The organism is Paenimyroides aestuarii (assembly GCF_024628805.1).
GTDB lineage: Bacteria > Bacteroidota > Bacteroidia > Flavobacteriales > Flavobacteriaceae > Flavobacterium > Flavobacterium aestuarii_A.
The window spans coordinates 368,694-390,849 of the sequence record NZ_CP102382.1 but is presented as its reverse complement, the minus strand read 5'-3'; the positions used below and the strand labels follow the sequence as shown (position 1 = coordinate 390,849).

General features: G+C 36.4%; 20 protein-coding genes. 12 read left to right on the top strand and 8 right to left on the bottom strand.

The genetic code is table 11. From position 1 onward, the window contains the following. Positions 1-141 precede the first annotated feature (141 nt). Positions 142-900, bottom strand: a complete 759-nt coding sequence (locus NPX36_RS01820) for an isocitrate lyase/PEP mutase family protein (protein ID WP_257499735.1) — start codon at positions 898-900, stop codon at positions 142-144. Between the two features lie 253 nt (positions 901-1,153). Here NPX36_RS01820 and NPX36_RS01815 point away from each other — a divergent pair, with 253 nt between their 5' ends. After that, on the top strand, positions 1,154-1,573 hold the full coding sequence (locus NPX36_RS01815) for a CBS domain-containing protein (protein ID WP_257499734.1): 420 nt from the start codon (positions 1,154-1,156) through the stop codon (positions 1,571-1,573). A gap of 41 nt (positions 1,574-1,614) precedes the next feature. Here NPX36_RS01815 and NPX36_RS01810 read toward each other — a convergent pair whose 3' ends face one another. The 6 genes from NPX36_RS01810 to NPX36_RS01785 all read right to left on the bottom strand — a co-directional run bounded on the left by NPX36_RS01810 (position 1,615) and on the right by NPX36_RS01785 (position 5,549). Beyond that, on the bottom strand, positions 1,615-2,235 hold the full coding sequence (locus tag NPX36_RS01810) for a YiiX/YebB-like N1pC/P60 family cysteine hydrolase (RefSeq protein WP_257499733.1): 621 nt from the start codon (positions 2,233-2,235) through the stop codon (positions 1,615-1,617). 16 nt (positions 2,236-2,251) lie between these two features. Continuing rightward, positions 2,252-2,971 (bottom strand): tRNA pseudouridine(55) synthase TruB, encoded by a 720-nt coding sequence (gene truB / locus NPX36_RS01805; protein WP_257499732.1) that lies wholly within the window; start codon positions 2,969-2,971, stop codon positions 2,252-2,254. After that, entirely contained in the window at positions 2,971-3,786 is an 816-nt protein-coding gene (locus tag NPX36_RS01800; protein WP_257499731.1) for an undecaprenyl-diphosphate phosphatase, read from the bottom strand. Before NPX36_RS01800 ends, truB begins: the two co-directional genes overlap by 1 nt. Positions 3,787-3,797: 11 nt before the next feature. Continuing rightward, the gene (locus NPX36_RS01795; RefSeq protein ID WP_257499730.1) at positions 3,798-4,040 is read right to left on the bottom strand and encodes a DUF3098 domain-containing protein; all 243 of its coding nucleotides are present in this window, start codon (positions 4,038-4,040) and stop codon (positions 3,798-3,800) included. Positions 4,041-4,043: 3 nt separating this feature from the next. After that, positions 4,044-4,922, bottom strand: a complete 879-nt coding sequence (locus tag NPX36_RS01790) for a cell division protein FtsX (RefSeq protein WP_257499729.1) — start codon at positions 4,920-4,922, stop codon at positions 4,044-4,046. Positions 4,923-5,267: 345 nt separating this feature from the next. Then, positions 5,268-5,549: a hypothetical protein gene (locus tag NPX36_RS01785; RefSeq protein ID WP_257499728.1), complete on the bottom strand. Its 282-nt coding sequence runs from the start codon at positions 5,547-5,549 to the stop codon at positions 5,268-5,270. A gap of 228 nt (positions 5,550-5,777) precedes the next feature. Between NPX36_RS01785 and NPX36_RS01780 the strand changes: the two genes are divergently transcribed. The 3 genes from NPX36_RS01780 to NPX36_RS01770 all read left to right on the top strand — a co-directional run bounded on the left by NPX36_RS01780 (position 5,778) and on the right by NPX36_RS01770 (position 10,065). Next, positions 5,778-8,897, top strand: coding sequence for a leucine--tRNA ligase (locus NPX36_RS01780; protein ID WP_257499727.1), 3,120 nt, complete (start codon positions 5,778-5,780; stop codon positions 8,895-8,897). 107 nt (positions 8,898-9,004) lie between these two features. Further along, positions 9,005-9,649: a hypothetical protein gene (locus tag NPX36_RS01775; protein ID WP_257499726.1), complete on the top strand. Its 645-nt coding sequence runs from the start codon at positions 9,005-9,007 to the stop codon at positions 9,647-9,649. Then, positions 9,646-10,065: a flotillin family protein gene (locus NPX36_RS01770; RefSeq protein ID WP_257499725.1), complete on the top strand. Its 420-nt coding sequence runs from the start codon at positions 9,646-9,648 to the stop codon at positions 10,063-10,065. The genes NPX36_RS01775 and NPX36_RS01770 overlap by 4 nt, the downstream gene beginning before the upstream one ends. Positions 10,066-10,115: 50 nt before the next feature. Here the strand turns inward: NPX36_RS01770 and NPX36_RS01765 are convergent, their stop codons facing one another. Then, positions 10,116-10,505 (bottom strand): SPOR domain-containing protein, encoded by a 390-nt coding sequence (locus tag NPX36_RS01765; protein ID WP_257499724.1) that lies wholly within the window; start codon positions 10,503-10,505, stop codon positions 10,116-10,118. 220 nt (positions 10,506-10,725) lie between these two features. Between NPX36_RS01765 and NPX36_RS01760 the strand changes: the two genes are divergently transcribed. From NPX36_RS01760 to NPX36_RS01725, 8 genes are read left to right on the top strand one after another with little or no spacing between them, the layout of a single operon-like run. Then, on the top strand, positions 10,726-11,997 hold the full coding sequence (locus tag NPX36_RS01760; protein WP_257499723.1) for a c-type cytochrome: 1,272 nt from the start codon (positions 10,726-10,728) through the stop codon (positions 11,995-11,997). A 29-nt stretch (positions 11,998-12,026) separates the two neighbouring features. After that, positions 12,027-15,068, top strand: a complete 3,042-nt coding sequence (locus NPX36_RS01755; protein WP_257499722.1) for a TAT-variant-translocated molybdopterin oxidoreductase — start codon at positions 12,027-12,029, stop codon at positions 15,066-15,068. Between the two features lie 35 nt (positions 15,069-15,103). After that, positions 15,104-16,507 (top strand): NrfD/PsrC family molybdoenzyme membrane anchor subunit, encoded by a 1,404-nt coding sequence (nrfD, locus tag NPX36_RS01750; protein ID WP_257499721.1) that lies wholly within the window; start codon positions 15,104-15,106, stop codon positions 16,505-16,507. Between the two features lie 6 nt (positions 16,508-16,513). Continuing rightward, complete coding sequence (locus tag NPX36_RS01745) at positions 16,514-17,038, top strand: DUF3341 domain-containing protein (RefSeq protein WP_257499720.1); 525 nt, start codon at positions 16,514-16,516, stop codon at positions 17,036-17,038. A gap of 8 nt (positions 17,039-17,046) precedes the next feature. After that, the gene (locus NPX36_RS01740) at positions 17,047-17,595 is read left to right on the top strand and encodes a c-type cytochrome (protein ID WP_257499719.1); all 549 of its coding nucleotides are present in this window, start codon (positions 17,047-17,049) and stop codon (positions 17,593-17,595) included. Between the two features lie 27 nt (positions 17,596-17,622). Beyond that, a complete protein-coding gene (locus NPX36_RS01735; RefSeq protein ID WP_257499718.1) occupies positions 17,623-19,098 on the top strand; it encodes a quinol:cytochrome C oxidoreductase in 1,476 nt (491 codons plus the stop codon). A 19-nt stretch (positions 19,099-19,117) separates the two neighbouring features. Next, positions 19,118-20,311, top strand: coding sequence for a cytochrome c oxidase subunit II (locus tag NPX36_RS01730; RefSeq protein WP_257499717.1), 1,194 nt, complete (start codon positions 19,118-19,120; stop codon positions 20,309-20,311). A gap of 27 nt (positions 20,312-20,338) precedes the next feature. After that, positions 20,339-22,144 carry a cytochrome c oxidase subunit I gene (locus NPX36_RS01725; RefSeq protein ID WP_257499716.1) on the top strand — a complete coding sequence of 602 codons (1,806 nt, stop codon included), beginning with the start codon at positions 20,339-20,341 and terminating at the stop codon, positions 22,142-22,144. Positions 22,145-22,156: the final 12 nt, after the last annotated feature.

Below are 22,156 nucleotides of genomic sequence, written 5' to 3'. Positions count from 1 at the left end.
TTTAACCATTTGTTGCTTTTTATTGTACTTTTTTTTAACAATAAATCCTTAACTTTTTGGGTTAAGGATTTCGATGAGTTATTACAACAATTGCACAGATAGTTATGTTGAAAATTCAATAAAAAACCTATGCATTTGTGTTTATTTTAAGGATTTAGCTTTCATTAAAGCATCAAAAGCATTGTTAGTAGCTTCGGTTATTTTTGCATGAATTCCATTGCCATAGCTCACACGGTGTACGCCCAAGGCTGCAAATTCTTCATACGTTTTCAATCCTTCTTTCATAAACACATTTAAAGGTAATTTGGTAGCATTTAAAACCGCTTTAATATCTTCATCGGTGTTAATCAATGGTACAAAAAATCCATCGGCACCGGCGGATTCATAAGCTTCGATGCGTTTCAAAGTTTCGGCGATGGCATCGGAATGTTTGGTTGTATAGGTATCAATACGTGCATTGATATAAATATCTTTTCCTTTTGATTGAAGATGCGATTTTATGGCTTTGATCTTATGGGTTAAAACAGAAATATCGCCTAAAGATCGGTCTTTTCCATTGGTTAAGCCGTCTTCCAGATTGATTCCTAAAACGCCTGCATCAACCAATTTTTCAACATTTTTGGCAACCTGCTGCGGATCATCTGAATATCCCGATTCAAAATCTGCGGAAACCAACAATGATGTAGATTTCGCAATTTTTTCAACCATAAAAAACATTTCTTCGAATGAGACGTTTTCACCATCTTCGTATCCTAAAATATTTGCAATAGCGTGGCTTGATGTTCCAATTATTTGAAAACCGGCTTTTTCGGCAGCCTTACTGCTAATGGCATCCCACGTATTGGCTATTAATAAGGGTTGATTTTGGTGGTGTAACGATTTAAAATTTTCTAAACTCATAGCTTTATAATTTTCTTGTTCATTATAAAATTACGGTTTTTTCAATCGATATAAAAAGGAGTTTACAAATCAAAACAGTTTTTTAACGTTTGTTTTTTGGTTTTCTTTTAATTAGGGTGGAAGATAACACGCTGCCGTGCTACATAAATTTACGAAAAAAATAGGTGAATTGCTATGCTATTTGTCAGTATTTTTTTGATAGATACGCAATAGTTTTGTACAAAAGATAAATGAATTTTTAAATAACACAATTATGAAACAAAGAGTTCCTGTGTCACAAATTATGACCAAAAATCTAGAAACTTTAACGGTAAACCAAACACTTTACGATGCTGAAAAAATGTTTAAAAAGCATGGAATTCGTCATATTCCGGTGGTTGAAGGTAAAAAGATTGTTGGTGTATTGAGCTATTCAGACTTGTTGAAAATCAGTTATGCCGATGTGACAGAAACGGAAGATGCCGTGGAAACAGTAGTTTATGATATGTTTACCATTGCGCAAGTTATGGCAAAAACACCATTAACTGTTTCGGCTGATACAACCGTGAAAGAAGTGGTTGAAATTTTGGCCAAAGAAACTTTTCACTCATTGCCAGTAGTTGAAAACGATGAAGAGTTGGTAGGAATTGTAACTACAACCGATTTGCTTAATTATTTTTTAGAGCAATATTAAAAAAGGAAAGGTCTGGAGAAAATTCAGACCTTTTTTCAATGTTACATTTCAAGTATTTTCAATCTTATTTTTTTATCAAGGCTCATACCGCCTGGATTACAGCCGGGTTTCCCTTCGGGAATTTCGATATTTCGGTTTTTAAAATGTTCCACCCAAACCGGGAAAAAGTTGTTTGATGAGGGCTCTTTGTACGTCATTGGAAACAATTTAAAAAACGGTTTGTTGTTATTGGCATATTTAAACGCGTCATAAATTAATTCCGAGCAATAATATTTGCCGTTATTGTACAAAAAATCATCATCGTATGGAACGCCTAATTGTGCTTCGCAAAATTCAATGGCTTTTGCAGTATAATAGCGGTGTTTTTTCTTTAAACTACCCACGTAAACCGGCTTTTTTGTATAAGCTAAAAAATCTTTAAGAGGTGTTTTTACAACGGCGTTTCCAATGGCTTCATATACATAAAATTCATTTTTTGCAGTAGCAACAACCAATCCCATGTGGTTAAAATCGTTGTTTTTGTAACCTTGTGTAACCGCATTAATGGCATCGCACATACCGCCACAATTTATGTTGATAAACAACAAATCACCACTTTTTAAATCGGTTTTTTGAGCGAAAATAGATATGGAAAAAAGTAAAAATAAGATTGTGTTTTTCATAAAGCAAAAAAGAAGCTTATTCGGCTTCTTTAAAATTAGGGTTGTATATTTTTTCAAAGGCTAAAGGTTCAATGGCATCCGCAACAGAAAAATCGCCTATTTTGGTTCTTCGCAAAGCAGTTAAATGACCGCCAGAATTTAAAGCTTTTCCAAAATCAAAAGCTAAAGAGCGAATATATGTTCCTTTGCTGCAAACCACTCTAAAATCAATTTCGGGTAAATCAATTCGGGTAATTTCAAACTCGGTAATTTCAATAGTTCTCGATTGAATCTCCACTTCTTCGCCTGCACGCGCATGTTCGTACAAACGTTTGCCATCTTTCTTCAATGCCGAAAAAATAGGAGGGAACTGTTCAATTGTTCCAATAAACTGTTTTCGGGTTTCTTCGATTAATTCGTTTGATAGATGATCAATTGGGAAATGTTGATTAATCTCGGTTTCTAAATCATACGAAGGTGTAGTTGCACCAACGGTAATGGTTCCGGTATATTCTTTAATTTGCCCTTGCAATTCCGCAATGCGTTTGGTGAATTTTCCGGTACAAATAATTAAAAGTCCCGATGCTAAAGGGTCTAGCGTGCCTGCATGACCTATTTTGAATTTTTTGGGCAGATCCGCATTTTTAATCAAGGTGTATTTTACCTTATTTACTGCCTGAAAAGAACTCCATGTGAGCGGTTTATCAATCAACAAAACCTGTCCTTCTAGAAAATCTTCTTTTGTTAACTGCTGCATTATTTGGTGTAGAAATAAATTAACAATACAATACCAATAATAATTCGGTACCAACCCCAAAACTTAAAACCATATTTGGTAAGCACCGCAATAAATGTTTTCACAGCAATCAAAGCGGTGATAAATGCCACCACATTGCCTATTAAGAACAAATTAATGTGGTTTTGATCTTGCAAAATCATTTCGTAACCTTTCATTTCAGCAGCCGTTCCTTTGCCCCAAGTTTTTACAAAGATGGAATAAACCGTTACGGCCAACATGGTGGGAACAGCCAAGAAAAATGAAAATTCTGCAGCTGCTTTTCTGCTTAAACCTTGTGTCATTCCACCAATAATTGATGCTGCCGAGCGTGATGTTCCGGGCATCATTGCCAGGCATTGCCAAAAACCAATGGTGATTGCGGTTTTAAAAGTGATTGCTTTTTCGTTGTGAATTTTTGGCGATTTAAACCAGCGATCTACAAAAATCAGAACCACTCCACCCAAAACTAAAACGGTTGAAATGGCAATTTGGTTGCCCAAAACAGCTTCTATTTTTTCATCTAACAAATAACCTAATCCCAAAGCAGGAATAATTGCAAAAGCTAATTTGTAGAAAAAATTAAGGTTGCTAAAATCGAAAAATTTTCTCCAATACAGCACTACTACTGCTAAAATGGCTCCGAATTGAATCGAAACTTGAAACATTTTTAAAAATTCAGACTCTTCCATTCCTAAAAGAGCTGCGGTGAAACCCATGTGGGCGGTAGATGATATAGGCAAATATTCGGTTAATCCTTCAATAATTGCAATGATAATGGCTTGTAATAAATCCATTTAAAAGTTTTTTATGATTTTTTTGATGGCTTTTTGAATATCGAATAAATACAAATTCCAAAACCAATAAATATTACGGCTGGCGCTAAATGAATTCTTCGAGAGCTAAACACCGCTTCGTTAAAAACGTTGGGATCATCGCTGTTTCCTCCGGCCATTAATAAAAATCCCAATGCGATTACTGCTACACCGGCCAATAATACAATATAATTTTGTTTGCCAAATAAAAATGGTTTTTCAGTAGTATGTTCCATAAGTTATAGGTATAAATCGTCTGATTTTAAATTCAAAAAGCGTTGGGTTGCAAAGTAGGTACTGATATAGGTGATGATGATTCCTACAATAAAGACAGCGCCACAAACCAATACAATAGATTGTGCGTCGGCCATTAAGCCTAAAGTTGGTAGTTTTTTATCGGCATAAGCAGTAAGGGCTAAAATACCAATAATTGCCAATACAGATCCAATCATTCCCAATTTTACGCTGGTCCAAATAAAAGGTTTGCGAATGAATGCTTTTGTTGCACCCACCATTTGCATGGTTTTTATAATGAATCGTTTAGAATAAATCGATAATCGCAACGAGCTGTTTATTAATAAAATAGATATAAAAGCAAATACACCGCTGATAATTAACACCCAAAAACTAATCGTACGGATGTTTTTATTTACTAAATCGACCAATTGTGCATCATACACCACTTCGTCCACCAAAGGATTTTCTTTAATACCAATTTCAATATCTTTTATAGAATCTTTTTCTACATAAGCACCATTAAAATGCAAATCAAACGAGTGTTGCAACGGATTGAATCCTAAGAACTTTACAAAATCTTCGCCGATTGTTTTCTGGTGAGCATTTGCAGCAGAATCTTTATGAACAAAAGTGAGGTCTTTAATAAATTTTTGAGAATCGAGTTCCGTTTGATAGGCTGCCAATTGTTCTTCATTCACATCTTCTTTAAAATAGATAGACATGGGGATGTTTTCTTTGAAATTATTGGATATTTTTTCATAATTAATCACAAACATTCCCAGTGAACCCAACAAGAACAATACTAGAAAAATACTTAAAATAACCGAAAAATAAGACGATACTAGTCTTCTCTTTTGATATCTTTCGTACGCTGTAGCCATAAACTTTATTTTTTAATGGGTAAAGATAACAAACTATTTAAATATAAAGCTACCTAAAATTTTGTTAATGCGTAAAAGTGCTTTGTAAAATCCGTAGCACATTATCAAATAAATATCAAAACGTTGATATTCATGTATTTAATTTTTAAACCACAGATGCAGAGATATAATTTTTAGATTAAAGCTACATAATAGTTAAATTTTCACAGATTATTGAATACTTAGCATTCAATAAGTTACATAACTTTTATGTTTTGTTTGGAGTAATACATAAAAATCTGTGCATCTGTGGAATTCTATAAGGTACTACAATAAAAAATCGATGACACGCATCGATTTTAGAAGTTAAATAATTCTGTAAATTCTGTTTACCGGAATGGTAACCCCTTTCTTAAGTACCAAATGTTCGGGAGTAACCGCCCAAACAGTCGTGTTGGTTACCAATTGCTCCTTGTCGTCTTCAAAGAAAATCTCAATCTTTACCTGATCGGTATTTCCCATAGCCATTGCCTTTTCCAAGTCTTGTTTACGTTGAAAAATTTCTTGCGGATCGGTCAATACATCATTTGTTGGAAAAACTAAATGTGCTATATCTTCTTTTGCTATCGATTTGAATGTTGTTGTCATAATTGTTTGTTGTTTCTGTTGTTGTTTCTGTTTTATAAAAGCAAAAATATATTTTTTCTCTAAAAATAAGCAAGTTTTTTTATTTGTGTACTTTTTAGGGTGATTTTTTTCAAATATTTAAGTCATTTTTAAGACTTCAGGAATATACTTTTAGGGTTGTTCAACAAAAATTTAGTTATGTTAATAAATTAAAGTAATTTTGTACCCGTTAAAAAACATCGCTTACAAATGAAATACAATCCAAACGAAATAGAAGCTAAATGGCAGCAATATTGGAGTGAAAACAATACTTTTAAAGCAAGTAATCATTCCGATAAACCAAAATATTATGTGTTAGATATGTTTCCTTATCCATCAGGTGCGGGGTTACACGTGGGGCATCCACTTGGATACATTGCCTCTGATATTTATGCGCGCTACAAACGCCATCAAGGTTTCAATGTGTTGCATCCACAAGGATACGACTCGTTTGGTTTGCCGGCAGAACAATACGCCATTCAAACCGGGCAACACCCGGCGGTTACTACTGAAACAAATATTAAACGTTACCGCGAACAATTAGATAAAATTGGTTTTTCATTTGATTGGAGCCGTGAAGTGCGTACGTCAAACCCAGAATATTACAAGCATACGCAGCATATTTTTATTCAGTTGTTTAATTCGTGGTACAATAAAACTACCAATAAGGCGGAAAGCATCTGCACATTGATTGATTTGTTTTCTAAAGAAGGAAATGCGAATGTAAATGCGGTTTCCGATGAAAATATCGACGTTTTTTCTGCCGACCAATGGAATGCATTTTCTGCCGATGAACAAGAACGTATTTTACTGAAATATAGATTAACGTATTTGGCTGAAACCGAAGTGAACTGGTGCCCTGCATTAGGAACGGTTTTGGCAAATGATGAAATTGTAAACGGCGTTTCAGAACGTGGTGGACATCCGGTGATTCGTAAAAAAATGACCCAATGGAGCATGCGTATTTCTGCTTATGCAGAGCGTTTGTTGCAAGGTTTAGAAACAATTGATTGGAGCGAATCGATCAAAGAAGCACAACGCAATTGGATTGGAAAATCGGTTGGGGCATCAGTAAAGTTTAAAGTTTTAAGTTCAAAGTTTGAAAGTTCTGCCGATAACGTTAAACCTGAAACCTTAAACGAAGAAAACTTTATAGAAGTATTTACAACCCGTCCTGATACCATTTTTGGAGTAAATTTCATGACGTTGGCACCCGAACACGAACTGGTAGCTGCAATTACAACTCCTGAACAAAAAGCGGCGGTTGATGCGTATATCGAAGCAACTTCAAAACGTTCCGAACGGGAGCGTATGGCCGATGTGAAAACCATTTCGGGCGTGTTTACTGGTGCTTATGCAGAACATCCTTTCACCAAAAAACCAGTGGCTATCTGGATTGGCGATTATGTGTTGGCAGGATACGGAACAGGTGCGGTAATGGCAGTTCCGTGTGGCGATGAACGCGATTATGCATTTGCAAAACACTTTGCTGGGCAAAACGGAATGCCTGAAATCATCAATATTTTTAATAAAGATATTTCTGAAGAAGCTTATACTGAAAAAGCGGGTTTTGAACTACAAAACTCCGATTTTTTAAACGGATTGGATTACAAAGCAGCGACTAAAAAAGTGATTGAAGCATTAGAAGAAATAGGGCAGGGGAAAGCCAAAGTAAATTACCGTTTGCGCGATGCTGTTTTTTCGCGTCAGCGTTATTGGGGCGAACCTTTCCCGGTTTATTATGTAAACGGATTGCCTAAAATGATCGATCCGAAGCATTTGCCGATTGAATTACCCGAAGTGGAGAAATACTTACCCACCGAAGACGGGCAGCCGCCATTAGGCAACGCGACGAATTGGGCTTGGGATACGGTAAATAATAAAGTGGTTTCAACCACCGAAATCAATAATGAAACGATATTTCCTTTGGAATTGAACACCATGCCGGGTTGGGCAGGTTCTTCGTGGTATTGGTTGCGCTATATGGATGCTGATAATGATAACGAAATCGCATCAAAAGAAGCTATTGATTACTGGCAAAATGTAGATTTATACATTGGCGGAAGCGAACACGCAACAGGGCATTTACTATATGCACGTTTTTGGAACAAATTTTTGAAAGACAGAGGCTTGGTTCCAACCGAAGAACCGTTCCAAAAATTAATCAACCAAGGAATGATTTTGGGAATGAGTGCTTATACTTATAAAATAAAAAGAGGTTATTTTGATTATAAAGATGAGATAAGTCAACAAGAATACGACGACAGAGACGAGTTGTTTGAAAATCTTTTTGAAGATGAGTTTTCTAATGCTATTATTTCTTCGGATCTTTTAAAAGGTAAAAAGTTGGAAGATGTTATAGATGGAGAAATGTATCGATTATCAGAAATTGTTGATGGATTAAATTTAGATTTGTCTACTTTTATAAATAATGGATTTGATATTGATAAAATAAGATTTTCGACTTATAGAGTTCGTACAAGTTTAGAGTGTGTAAATCTTTCTGATGAATTGAATTTTGAAAAGTTTAATGTTTGGAGCAGAGAAGATATTATAAAAAGACCTATCCAAAACAAAGAAGGAATGATAAAAGTAGAAAGAGAAGTAGAAAAAATGTCTAAATCTTTCTACAACGTTGTAAACCCAGATGATATTTGCGAAGAATACGGTGCGGATACCTTGCGTTTGTACGAAATGTTTTTAGGTCCGTTAGAACAAGCAAAACCTTGGAACACCGCAGGAATTACCGGTGTGTTTGGTTTTCTTAAAAAATTATGGAAGTTGTATGCAGACGATAACGGATTGATTGTTACCAATGATGAACCAACGGCTGAAATGTATAAATCGTTGCATAAAACCATTAAAAAAGTAACCGAAGATATTGAGCATTTCTCTTTTAATACATCGGTGTCGCAGTTTATGATTTGTGTAAACGAATTGCAACAGCAAAAATGCCACCATCGAGCTATTTTAGAACCGTTGGCAATTGTAATTTCGCCTTATGCACCGCACATTGCAGAACATTTGTGGATGTTTTTGAAATTAGGTGGAGTAGTTAGTAACGAAAATTTACCAGAAAATTATGATGGAGTTTCACAACAACCGTTTCCTAAATTCGAAGAGAAATATTTGGTAGAAAGTTCAAAAGAATATCCGGTTTCATTCAACGGAAAAATGCGTTTTAAAATAGAATTACCGTTAGATTTAACCGCAGCACAAATCGAAGAAATCATTATGAACGATGAACGTACACAGGCACAATTGCAAGGCGCAAAACCTAAAAAAGTAATTATCGTTCCTGGTAAAATTATTAATTTGGCTGGTTTTTAATTGATTACCACATATGCACAGATTATTTTATACAAAACCGCTCAATAAACCGAGCGGTTTTATTTTTTGGCTTGCTTTTTGTATTGGCAAAAGAAAAATCTAGCATTATGAAACATTTACTACTTTTAGCAGCCTTTTTATTCGGACACATAACGTTTGCGCAATCGCAACAAAACGATTTGGCGTTTACTGCCAAAGCAACTGTTTTACCTGTTTTTAACAACTACCGTTTAGGTGCCGAAGTTGGTTTAAGATATTATCTTACCGATGTTTTCTCTGTTGGAAACAACTATATCTATACAAACGATAAATTTACACATGGTTTTGGCTATGAAACCGATAATTCATTGGTACATTATTTGGGAATTAACGTGCCGTTGCAATATGATGTGGTTAATGAAGACCAATTTCAAATAGGAATGGGTATCGCACCTGGGCTTTCGTTCAGCACCTTGCGCGATAAAAATCAATTGAAAATAGAAGAGTATTACAATGAAGATACAGGTGTGACAACTGTTATTAAAACACCTGTTCGATTGAACCGTGATGCTTATTTTTTGCTCACTCCCCATATTGATTTTGCTGTGAAGATTGCAAATATCGAAACAAAGAGCCACACTTCGCTTTATGTTACCGGAAATGCCGGCTATCAATTTGCTTTTGGTGCGGGCGATTTTACAAAACCGAGCGATTTTAGAAATTATGTTGTATCTTTAGGTTTCACAATAAAAGGAGCATTAGATAATTTATGAAAAGTACAAAAACATTAGTTGCAATTATTCTTGGAATAGGAATTTTAATTTTGGCTTTAATGGTTGGGTTGCCGGTGTATAATGTATGGCAACAAGAAATGGCTGGAAAAGCCGAAATGGCAAAAGCAGAACAAAACCGAAAAATTTTAATCGAAGAAGCCAAAGCCCGTTTAGAAGCCGAAAAACTGAATGCACAAGCCGAAATTGAACGCGCAAAAGGAATGGCAGAAGCAATGAAGTTGGAAAACGGCACGCTCAACAGCACCTACAACCAGTATTTGTTTATTAGAACATTAGAAAAACTGGCAGATAAAGGCGATTTACCGCAAATTATTTACATGCCTTCAGAAGGATTGGTTCCGGTGATGGATGTAAGCACCCAAAAAGCGCCCAAAACGGTTTTCTCTGAGAATTGATGAAATCGTTTGATGTATAAAAAAAACAGCACCCAAAAAGTGCTGTTTTTTTAATGCTTTAATTTTACTACAAATGCATCGGGATATTTGTAATTGATTTTCTTTAATAGGTTTTCTGCTTCAATTTTATTTTTAAAATTACCAACAACCACTTTAAACTTTGGATTGGCAAAAATAATAGTAGCATCAATTTGCGGATATTCGGTGGTGAATTCCTTATAAACAGCCTCTGCTTCTTCTTTTAAACCATTTTTTAATTGTACAGAATAATTGGTGTACAACGAAAACTGATTGTTTTGACTCATTTTTCGCTCCAAAAGTAAATCAATGGTTTTTTGTTCACTGTTTTCAATTACATTAATTTGTGCAACCGATTTTTGATGAAACAGAAATGTTAAAATAAATATAATAAAAACCTTATAAGTTCTTAAATTCTTCATAATGAGTAAATTTTTGAACAAAATTAAAAAATTATCGCTAAACCATGCTTTAAGTTTTTATTTAGAATTATTATAAATTAAGTTTTGGTATTTATTAGGCTTTATTTACTGCGTCTTATGTTGTATTTTTGTCGGAGTTTATAAATAGGGTATCGTGTGTTCTGTGTGTAAAACATAGAAAAATACATACCAAAATTAGTTGATAATCATTTTTTTAACTATGAAAAAAGTGGGTAGCCATACTTCGTTTTCAAGGATTCTTTTCTTGTGTTTAACATTTGTGTTAACATTTTCTACAGGGTCTTTTGCGCAAGATGCAGCAAAAGGTAAAGAGTTATTTAATGCAAATTGTGCAGCTTGTCATAAGCTTGATGCTAATTCTACCGGACCTGCCTTAAGAGGTGTGGCGGAGCGTCGATCTTCAGATTGGTTGCATAAATGGATTAAAAACAGTTCAGGTTTAATCAAATCTGGTGATGCTGATGCTGTTAAATTATTTAACGAATGGAATAAAGTTCCAATGAACTCGTTTCCGAATTTATCTGATGAAGATATCGATAATATCCTTGCTTATACATCAGAGCCAAAACCAGAACCAACCGTTGCAAAAACACCAGAAAGTGGTGCAGCAGCTAGCGGAGGTGGTGTTTCTGAAATGATTGTTTTAGGGGCGTTGGTTGTTGTGCTTGCAATGTTGGTAGTAATGCTTATCTTGGTAAGACGAGTGTTGAACAAGGTTGCTGATAAAAACAACTTGCTGACTGCAAACGAAACAAAATCGTTGCCAATTTGGAAAGCATTCGTTAAAAATCAGTTCTTAGTAATCACTTCTGTAATTGTGTTGATGTTAGCAGGTGCGTATTTTGCATTTGGTTATATGATGCAAATTGGAGTTGATCAAAACTATGAGCCAATTCAGCCAATTCACTTCTCGCACAAAATACATGCTGGTGAAAACGGTATCGATTGTAAATATTGTCACTCATCTGCAAGGTCTAGTAAACACTCTGGAATTCCTTCAATGAACGTTTGTATGAACTGTCACAAGAATATTTCTGAGTTTACAGGTAGTCCTGATTCTACTTATGTTGATTACAGCAAAGAATTCTATACCGCAGAAATCAAGAAAATATACGATGCAGTAGGATGGGATCCTGCAACGCAATCATACACAGGTAAAGAAAAACCAGTAAAATGGGTTCGTATTCACAATTTACCTGACTTTGTGTACTTTAACCACTCACAACACGTTTCTGTTGCAGGTTTAGAATGTCAAACTTGTCACGGGCCGGTTGAAACAATGGAGATTATGAAGCAACATTCACCTTTAACAATGGGATGGTGTGTGAATTGTCACCGTGAAACAGAAGTAAACGTAAAAGACAACGAATACTACGCTAAGATTCACGAAGAATTATCTAAGAAATATGGTGTTGAGAAATTAACAGCAGCACAGTTAGGTGGTTTAGAGTGTGGTAAATGTCACTATTAATAATAATTTAAGAAGCTAATATATATACAATGGCATCAAACAAAAAATACTGGAAAAGTGTTGAGGAGCTTAACGAGAACAGTTCTATTGTTGAGACGCTAAGAAACAATGAGTTTGTTGAAGAAATTCCAACAGAGGATTTTCTTGGTGACAAAAATACATTGTCTTCTTCATCAACATCTCGTAGAGACTTTTTGAAATATGTTGGGTTTTCTACAGCTGCAGCTTCTTTAGCAGCTTGTGAAGGACCAGTGAAAAAGTCGATTCCTTATGTATTCCAACCAGAAGAAATTATTCCTGGAATTGCAGATTACTATGCAACTACAGTGGCTGATGGTTTTGATTTCGTTAACGTGTTGATTAAAACACGTGAAGGTCGTCCTATTAAGGTAGAGAACAACTTTATGGAGAACGCATTAACAGGTGCAAACGCACGTGTACATGCTTCTGTATTGTCTTTATATGATAGTTTACGCTTAAAGCAACCCAAAATTGAAGATAAAGAAGCTTCATGGTCAGAGGTTGATCAAAAAATAAAAGCAAGCTTAGCAAGTGCAACAGGTCAGATTGTTTTGTTAACAAATACAATGGCTTCGCCTTCTACCGATAAATTAATCGCAGAATTTAAAGCTGCTTATCCAACAGCAAAGCATATTGTGCATGATGCGGTAGGATCTGACGCTGCTTTAGATGCATACCAACAAGCTTATGGCGAACGTGCATTGGCTGATTACAATTTTGGAAAAGCAGATGTAATTGTTTCTGTTGGCGCAGATTTCTTAGGAGATTGGCAAGGTGGCGGATACGATAGCGAATATGCAAAAGGCCGCGTTCCTAAAAACGGAAAAATGTCTAAACACATCCAGATCGAAGCAAATATGTCTTTGGCGGGTGCAAATGCAGACAAACGAATTCCGTTAACAGTTGCAGAACAAAAATTAGCTTTAGTTAAAATATACAACATTGTTACTGGTAACGCTGTTTCAGTTGCAAATACTGCTGCCGATGCAGAAGTTACAAAAGCAGCTCAACAATTAAAAGCCGCAGGTAGTGCTGGTGTATTGGTTTCAGGTTTAGATGATGTAAACGCACAATTATTAGTGTTTGCAATCAACCAAGCATTGAATTCAGCAGCATTTAACCCAGCGCAACCTAAATACATCCGCGGTGGTAACAATAAAGAAGTAGCACAGTTAGTACAAGATATGAATGCAGGTGCGGTACACACTTTAATTATGAGTGGCGTAAACCCTGTTTATTCATTATTCAATGGTGCTGCCTTTGCTGAAGGTTTGAAAAAAGTAAAACTTTCTGCATCGTTCACATTGCGTGAAGACGAAACCGCATCGTTAACAACAATAGCTGCTGCTGCACCACATTATTTAGAATCATGGGGCGATGTTCAAATGCGTAAAGGTCATTATTCCATTACTCAACCAACCATTCGTCCGCTATTTAATACCAAACAATTCCAAGAAGGTTTATTATCTTGGTTAGGCAAAACAGAATCATACTATGATTATTTAAAAGCATCAAGCGCAAGTTTAACCAACGGAAAAACGTGGAATCAAATTGTTCACGATGGTTTTTCTGCAACTGAAGTTACAGGTTCGGTAAGCGCATCTGCTGATTTTGGTGGGGCTGCATCTGCTTTGGCTGCTACTAAGAAGACTGCTGGTGTGGAATTGGTATTGTATTCTAAAACAGGAATGGGAGACGGACAGCAAGCAAACAATCCATGGTTGCAAGAGTTCCCGGATCCAATCACACGCGTGTCTTGGGATAACTATTTAACCGTATCAAAAGCCGATGCAGAAGCTTGGGGAATAGAAAATTATAATGTTGCAAACGGAGGATTAAACGGCTCTTATGTTACTTTAAAAGTAGGCGATGCTGTTTTAGAAAACGTTCCAGCATTTATCCAACCAGGTCAGGCAAAAGGAACTGTAGGTTTAGCGTTTGGTTACGGACGTAAATCTGCTTTAAAAGAAGAAATGCAAGTAGGTGTTAACGCTTACAAACTATACAAAGATTTTAATAATACACAAATTGTTTCTATTGAAAAGGCTACAGGCGATCATGAATTTGCTTGTGTGCAGTTACAAAGAACGTTGATGGGACGTGGTGATATTGTTAAAGACACTACCTTAGAAATCTTTAATACAAAAGATGTAAAAGAGTGGAATGTGAAACCACATGTATCTTTAGACCACCAATCGGTTGAAGCATCAACTGTTGATATTTGGGAATCTTTTGACCGTTCTGTTGGGCATCATTTCAATTTATCAATCGATTTGAACTCTTGTACAGGATGTGGCGCATGTGTTATTGCATGTCATGCGGAAAACAATGTGCCAGTTGTTGGAAAATCAGAAGTAAGACGTTCTCGCGATATGCACTGGTTGCGTATTGATAGATATTATTCTTCTGAAGATACATTTGCACAAGATGTTGATACAAAAAACAGTGCACATGGTTTAATGAATAGTATTGAAACATTTGGTGGATTAGAACACCCAGCAGATAATCCGCAGGTAGTTTTTCAACCAGTAATGTGTCAGCACTGTAACCATGCACCTTGTGAAACAGTTTGTCCGGTAGCGGCAACATCACACGGTCGTCAAGGACAAAACCATATGGCATACAACCGTTGTGTGGGTACGCGTTACTGTGCAAACAACTGTCCGTACAAAGTACGTCGTTTCAACTGGTTCTTATACAACCAAAACAATGCGTTCGATTATCACATGAACGATGATTTAGGACGTATGGTGTTAAACCCAGATGTAAATGTGCGTTCACGTGGGGTAATGGAAAAATGTTCAATGTGTATTCAAATGACACAAGCAACCATCTTAAAAGCAAAACGCGAAGGACGTGCTGTAGAAGCTGGAGAATTTGAAGTGGCTTGTTCGGCGGCTTGTACTTCTGGATCGATGAAATTTGGTGATTTAAACAATAAAGAGTCTGAAGTTGCCCAATTATATGAAGATGAAAGAAGATATCATTTGTTAGAGCATATCGGAACCAAACCAAATGTGTTCTACCACGTAAAAGTTAGAAACGTATAAGTTAGTATTAATTAGAAACATTATAATAAAGGATTATGTCGTCACATTACGAAGCACCCATTAGAAAACCTTTAGTTATTGGTGATAAAACTTATCACGATGTAACGGTAGATGTTGCTAGACCTGTTGAGGGGCGTGCCAATAAACAATGGTGGACTGTTTTCACAATTGCTTTAATAGCATTCCTTTGGGGAGCTGGTTGTATGGTTTATACAATTAGTACAGGTATTGGTACATGGGGATTAAATAAAACCGTAGGATGGGCTTGGGATATCACCAACTTTGTATGGTGGGTAGGTATTGGTCACGCCGGTACGTTGATCTCGGCTGTATTATTATTATTCCGTCAAAAATGGAGAATGGCGATTAACCGTTCTGCAGAAGCAATGACGATTTTCTCGGTTGTTCAAGCAGGTTTATTCCCAATTATCCACATGGGGCGTCCATGGTTGGCATACTGGGTATTGCCAATGCCCAACCAATTCGGTTCGTTATGGGTAAACTTTAACTCGCCGCTATTATGGGACGTATTTGCGATTTCTACTTATTTATCTGTATCATTGGTTTTCTGGTGGACAGGTTTATTGCCAGACTTCGCTATGTTACGCGATAGAGCCGTAACACCATTTGCAAAAAGAATTTATTCAACTTTATCATTCGGATGGTCTGGTCGTGCAAAAGACTGGCAACGTTTTGAAGAAGTTTCATTAGTATTAGCAGGTTTAGCAACACCATTGGTACTTTCGGTACACACCATTGTATCTTTTGACTTTGCTACGTCGGTTATCCCAGGTTGGCACACCACCATTTTACCACCGTATTTCGTTGCGGGTGCAATTTTCTCTGGATTTGCCATGGTTAATACCTTGTTAATCATTATGCGAAAAGTGGTGAGCTTAGAAGAATATATTACCATTCAACATATCGAATTAATGAACATTATTGTAATGATTACAGGTTCGGTTGTTGGTATTGCATATATCACAGAGTTGTGGGTGGCATGGTATTCAGGAGTTGAGTATGAACAATATGCCTTCTTAAACCGTGCAACTGGTCCTTACTGGTGGTCGTATTGGTTAATGATGACGTGCAACGTAATTTCACCGCAAGTAATGTGGTTCAAGAAAATTCGTACATCAATCATGGGGTCGTTCATTATATCGATTGTAGTAAATATTGGTATGTGGTTTGAGCGTTTTGTGATCATCGTAACATCGTTACACCGTGATTACCTTCCATCTTCTTGGACAATGTTCCAACCAACATTTGTAGATGCAGGTATTTATATCGGAACCATAGGATTCTTCTTTGTATTATTCTTATTATATTCTAGAAGTTTCCCTGTAATTGCACAGGCAGAGGTTAAAACCATTTTAAAATCGTCTGGAGACAATCACAAAAGAGATAGAGAGAACGGACACCATTCACATAATCATTAATAAATTATGAGTACAAAAGTTTTACACGTATTATACAATGATGATGATGTTTTAATGGATGCAGTTAAAACAACCAGAGCTGCACATCATCATATCGAAGAGGTTTACACACCTTTTCCTGTACACGGTTTAGATAAAGCCATGGGATTAAAACCTACCCGCTTAGCTATCTGTGCATTTATCTATGGTTTATGTGGTTTATCTTTCGCAACCTACATGATGAATTATATCATGATACAAGATTGGCCGCAAGATATTGGTGGAAAACCTAGTTTTAGTTATATTCAAAATATGCCTTCATTTGTGCCTATTATGTTTGAATTAACAGTTTTCTTCGCAGCCCATTTAATGGTAATTACCTTCTTCCTTAGAAGTAGATTATGGCCATTTAAAAAAGCAGAAAACCCAGACGTAAGAACAACAGACGACCATTTCTTAATGGAAGTTGCTCTACACGGTAGCGAAGAAGAAGCTGTTGAATTCTTTAAAAATACTGGTGCAGTAGAAGTTAAAGTAATCGATAAACATTAGTAGTAAAAATGAAGAATTTATATAAAATAGTTGCGTTGGCAGCAGTTTCAACATTAGCTACATCTTGTTTTAATAAGGAAAAACCAAATTATCAGTTATTTCCTAATATGTACGAGTCTGTAGCATACGAAACGTATTCTGAATCAAACGCATTTAAAAACGGAAAAGAAGGGCAAGTACCAGCAGAAGGATCAATTCCTCGTGGATTTACACCTGAAGAGTATGCAAACACACCCGAAGGTTTAGCTTTGGCAAAAGCCAACTTGAAATCACCTTTAGACTCGATCAGCGAAGGCGATATGCAAAAAGCAAAACAGTTATTCACAATTTATTGTGCAATATGCCACGGTGATGCAGGAGACGGAAAAGGTAATTTAGTTAAAAGAGAAAAATTCCTGGGAGTACCAAGTTATGCTGAGCGTGAGTTAACAGAAGGTGGTGTTTACCACGTAGTAACTTACGGATTAAACTCAATGGGATCACATAAAAACCAATTAACACAACACGAAAGATGGTTGGTTAGTGCTTATGTGTTAAAATTGAAATCGGAATTATAATTGTAAAACTTATTTGAAAGTTTAGATATGTACACATTTTCAGGCAAATTAAAAACCTTTTCTATCATTCTAATGGCTTTGGGTATTGTTGGAATCGTTTACGGATTTCTTACAACGCCAAAAACAATCGGGGAGGTTGAGAAAATTTTAAGCGAGCAACATCACGGAGGTCATGGTTCGCACGATGCACATGCAGCACCGTCACATGACACACACACAGCACATGCAACAACTGCAAGCCATGATGCGCATGAAACAACCGCAACTGCTGCAACAACCGATAGCACCACACACGCTACCGATTCTACTGCAACAGAAGCGGCACACGCTGAAGTAGCACCAACACACGATGCACACGCAGCAAAAGCAGATGCACATGACGCACACGCAGAACACACAAAACATTTAGAACACGTATTGCACCAATTACAAAACAAGCCTTGGGCTGCGGTTTATGTAGGATGTATCTTCTTTATGTTAATAGCATTGGGTATTTTTACCTTTAACCAGATTCAATATGCAGCCTCTGCAGGTTGGTCACCAGTATTGTTCCGTGTAATGGAAGGTTTATCGGCTTATTTATTACCAGGTTCTGTATTGTTTTTCTTATTGCTATTGGCAAGTGCTACTCACATGAACCACCTATTTATATGGATGGATGAGGCTACAGTAGCAGCTGATCCAATCATACAAGGAAAAACAGGTTTCTTGAATATACCATTCTTTTTAATCCGCGCCGTTATTTTCTTAGCTGGTTGGAATATCTTCAGAATGTTATCACGCAGAAATTCATTAGCATTAGACGAATCAGGCGATTTAACTTATTATAAAAAGAACTTTAAATTGGCAGCAGGATACTTAGTATTCTTCATCATCACAGAATCAATCATGTCTTGGGACTGGATCATGTCAATCGATACGCACTGGTACTCTACATTGTTTGGATGGTATGTATTTGCATCGTTCTTCGTAACAGGTATCACTATCATTGCATTGTCAACATTATACCTAAAAAATAAAGGATTATTAGAATACGTAAACACATCACATATTCACGATTTGGCTAAGTTCATGTTCGGTTTATCAATCTTCTGGACATACTTATGGTTCTCTCAGTTTATGTTAATGTGGTATGCAAACATTCCAGAAGAGGTAACGTATTTCATATTCAGAATTGAAGAATACAACTTGCCGTTCTTTGCAATGCTCGCATTAAACTTCTTATTGCCGATATTGTTGTTGATCAACACAGATTTCAAACGATTATCTTGGATCATCGTGATGGCAGGAATTTGTATCATTGTAGGTCACTATTTAGACTTCTTTAATATGATTATGCCAGGAACAGTAGGTGCATCATGGTTTATTGGTGCTGCCGAAATTGGATCTGTTTTATTCTTTGGTGGATTGTTTATCTTTGTTGGATTCTCAGCAATTGCAAAAGCACCATTATTAGTGAAGAATAATCCAATGGTAGAAGAAAGTAAACATTTTCATTATTAATATTTAAAGTAATAAACAAATGACGAGTTTATTAATATTAGTTATTGTAGCTTTATTAGGAATTGCAGTTTGGCAATTAACTAAGATTTTCGACTTAACCCAAAGCAAACAATTTGTTGGCGAAGAATACAAGTCGCAAGTTGCTACTGACAAAGACAACAATATCAACGGATATTTAATGTTTGGTTTTTTGGCATTCATTTACATCTTCACAATTTATAGCTGTGTAAAATGGGGATACATGCCATTATTAGCCAATTCTGCTTCAGAACACGGAAAAGACGTAGATCAACTAATGTGGATTTCATTAGCAGTAATCTTCTTTGTTCAAATAGTAACGCAGTTTTTATTGCACTATTTCGCATTCAAATACCGTGGAAACAAAGATAGAAAAGCAACCTTTTTTGCAGATAACGATAAATTAGAATTCATCTGGACAATTATTCCAGTAATCGTTTTAGCTGGATTGATTCTATACGGATTATATGCTTGGAACAACATTATGCACTACGATGAAGAAGAAGAAGTGTTGTATGTAGAAGTATATGCAAAACAATTTGGTTGGGATATTCGCTATTCAGGAAACGATAATGTGTTAGGAAAAGCAAACGTTCGATTTATTGAAGGTATCAACGCAGTAGGTGTTGATATGGCAGATCCAAACGCACAAGACGATATATTGGCAAAAGAATTGCACTTGCCAGTGGGTAAAAAAGTAGTTTTGAAAATGCGTTCACAAGACGTGTTGCACTCTGCATACTTTCCACATTTCCGTGCACAGATGAACTGTGTTCCAGGAATGGTTACCCAATTTGCAATGACACCAACGGTTACAACAGCAGACATGAGAGATCGTGAAGAAATTGTAGATCGTGTTAATAAAATCAATGAAGCACGCAACAAACACAGCAAAAAGCTTGTTGAAAAAGGCGAGCCAGGTTTAGAGCCTTATGTGTTTGATTATATCTTGTTGTGTAACAAAATATGTGGACGTTCACACTACAACATGCAAGCAAAAGTTGTGGTAGAATCTGAAAATGATTTTAGAAAATGGTTAAGCCAACAACCTACATTAGGAAAACAAGTTGCTGAAGAAAAAGCTGCAGCAGCTGCACCAAAAGTGGAAGCACAACCAGCACCAACAACTGAGCAAGCCGAAGAACCGCAAATTGTAGTAGATACTACTGCAGTAGTTGCTCAAGTAATTAAATAATTTGTTTACCAATATAAAACTATTAGTATGTCAGCAGTAGTAGGACACGAATTAACACACGATCATTCACACGATGATCACCACCATAAAGAAACTTTCGTAACAAAGTATATCTTTAGTCAAGACCACAAAATGATTGCTAAGCAATTCTTGGTAACAGGTATTGTAATGGGAATCATTGGTATTGCCATGTCATTATTATTCCGTATTCAAATCGCTTGGCCAGAAGAATCATTCAAAGTATTCTCTTGGTTGTTAGGAGACGATTTTGCTCCGGGAGGTGTAATGCGAAACGATATTTATCTAGCATTAGTTACCATTCACGGAACCATCATGGTATTCTTTGTATTAACAGCAGGTTTATCAGGTACGTTCTCTAACTTATTAATACCCTTACAGATTGGTGCTCGCGATATGGCATCAGGTTTCATGAACATGTTGTCGTACTGGATCTTTTTCATTGCGTGTATCGTAATGATTGCTTCGTTGTTTATAGAATCAGGACCGGCATCAGCAGGTTGGACAATCTATCCACCTTTATCAGCCGTTCCAGAAGCTATTCCAGGTTCAGGAACAGGTATGACACTTTGGTTGGTATCAATGGCTTTGTTTATTGCACAATCATTAATGGGATCATTAAACTATGTGGTAACCGTTTTAAACTTGCGTACAAAAGGAATGTCTATGACGCGCTTGCCATTAACAATCTGGGCTTTGTGGGTAACAGCTATTATTGGTATCGTATCATTCCCAGTGTTATTATCTGCAGCATTATTGTTGATTATGGATAGAAGCTTTGGTACATCATTCTTCTTGTCTGATATCTATTTAGCAGGTGAAGTATTACACTATCAAGGTGGATCGCCCGTATTATTTGAACACTTATTCTGGTTCTTAGGACACCCAGAAGTATATATCGTAATTTTACCAGCAATGGGAATTACATCAGAAGTAATCTCTGCAAATGCTCGTAAGCCAATCTTTGGTTACCGCGCCATGATTACATCTATCCTTGCAATTGCATTTTTATCAACAATTGTTTGGGGTCACCACATGTTCGTTTCAGGTATGAATCCATTCTTAGGGTCGGTATTTACCTTTACCACCTTACTAATTGCAATTCCATCTGCAGTAAAAGCGTTTAACTATATCACTACACTATGGAAAGGTAACTTACAAATGAACCCTTCTATGTTGTTCTGTATTGGTTTTGTATCAACATTCATCACCGGAGGTTTAACGGGTATTATCTTAGGAGATTCAACCTTAGATATCAACGTACACGATACCTATTTCGTAATTGCACACTTCCACTTAGTAATGGGTATTTCAGCTCTTTACGGAATGTTTGCAGGTATTTATCATTGGTTCCCTAAAATGTATGGCCGCATGATGAATAAAAACCTAGGTTATATTCATTTCTGGGTAACAGTAGTTTGTGCATACGGCGTTTTCTTCCCAATGCACTTTATAGGTATGGCAGGTTTACCGCGCCGTTACTATACCAACTCTGCGTTCCCAATGTTTGATGATATGGTAGATGTAAACATTTTAATCACCATGTTTGCATTAGTAGGAGCAGCCTTCCAATTGGTATTCTTGTTCAACTTCTTCTATAGTATTTTCTATGGTAAAAAAGCACCAAGAAACCCGTGGAGAGCTACCACATTAGAGTGGACCACACCAGTAGAACACATGCACGGAAACTGGCCAGGAGCCATTCCAGAAGTGCACCGTTGGCCTTATGATTATTCAAAACCAGGCTATGAAGAAGATTTTGTTCCACAAACAGTGCCGTTAAGAGATGGCGAAAAAGATGGTGGACATCATTAAAATACTCCAAAA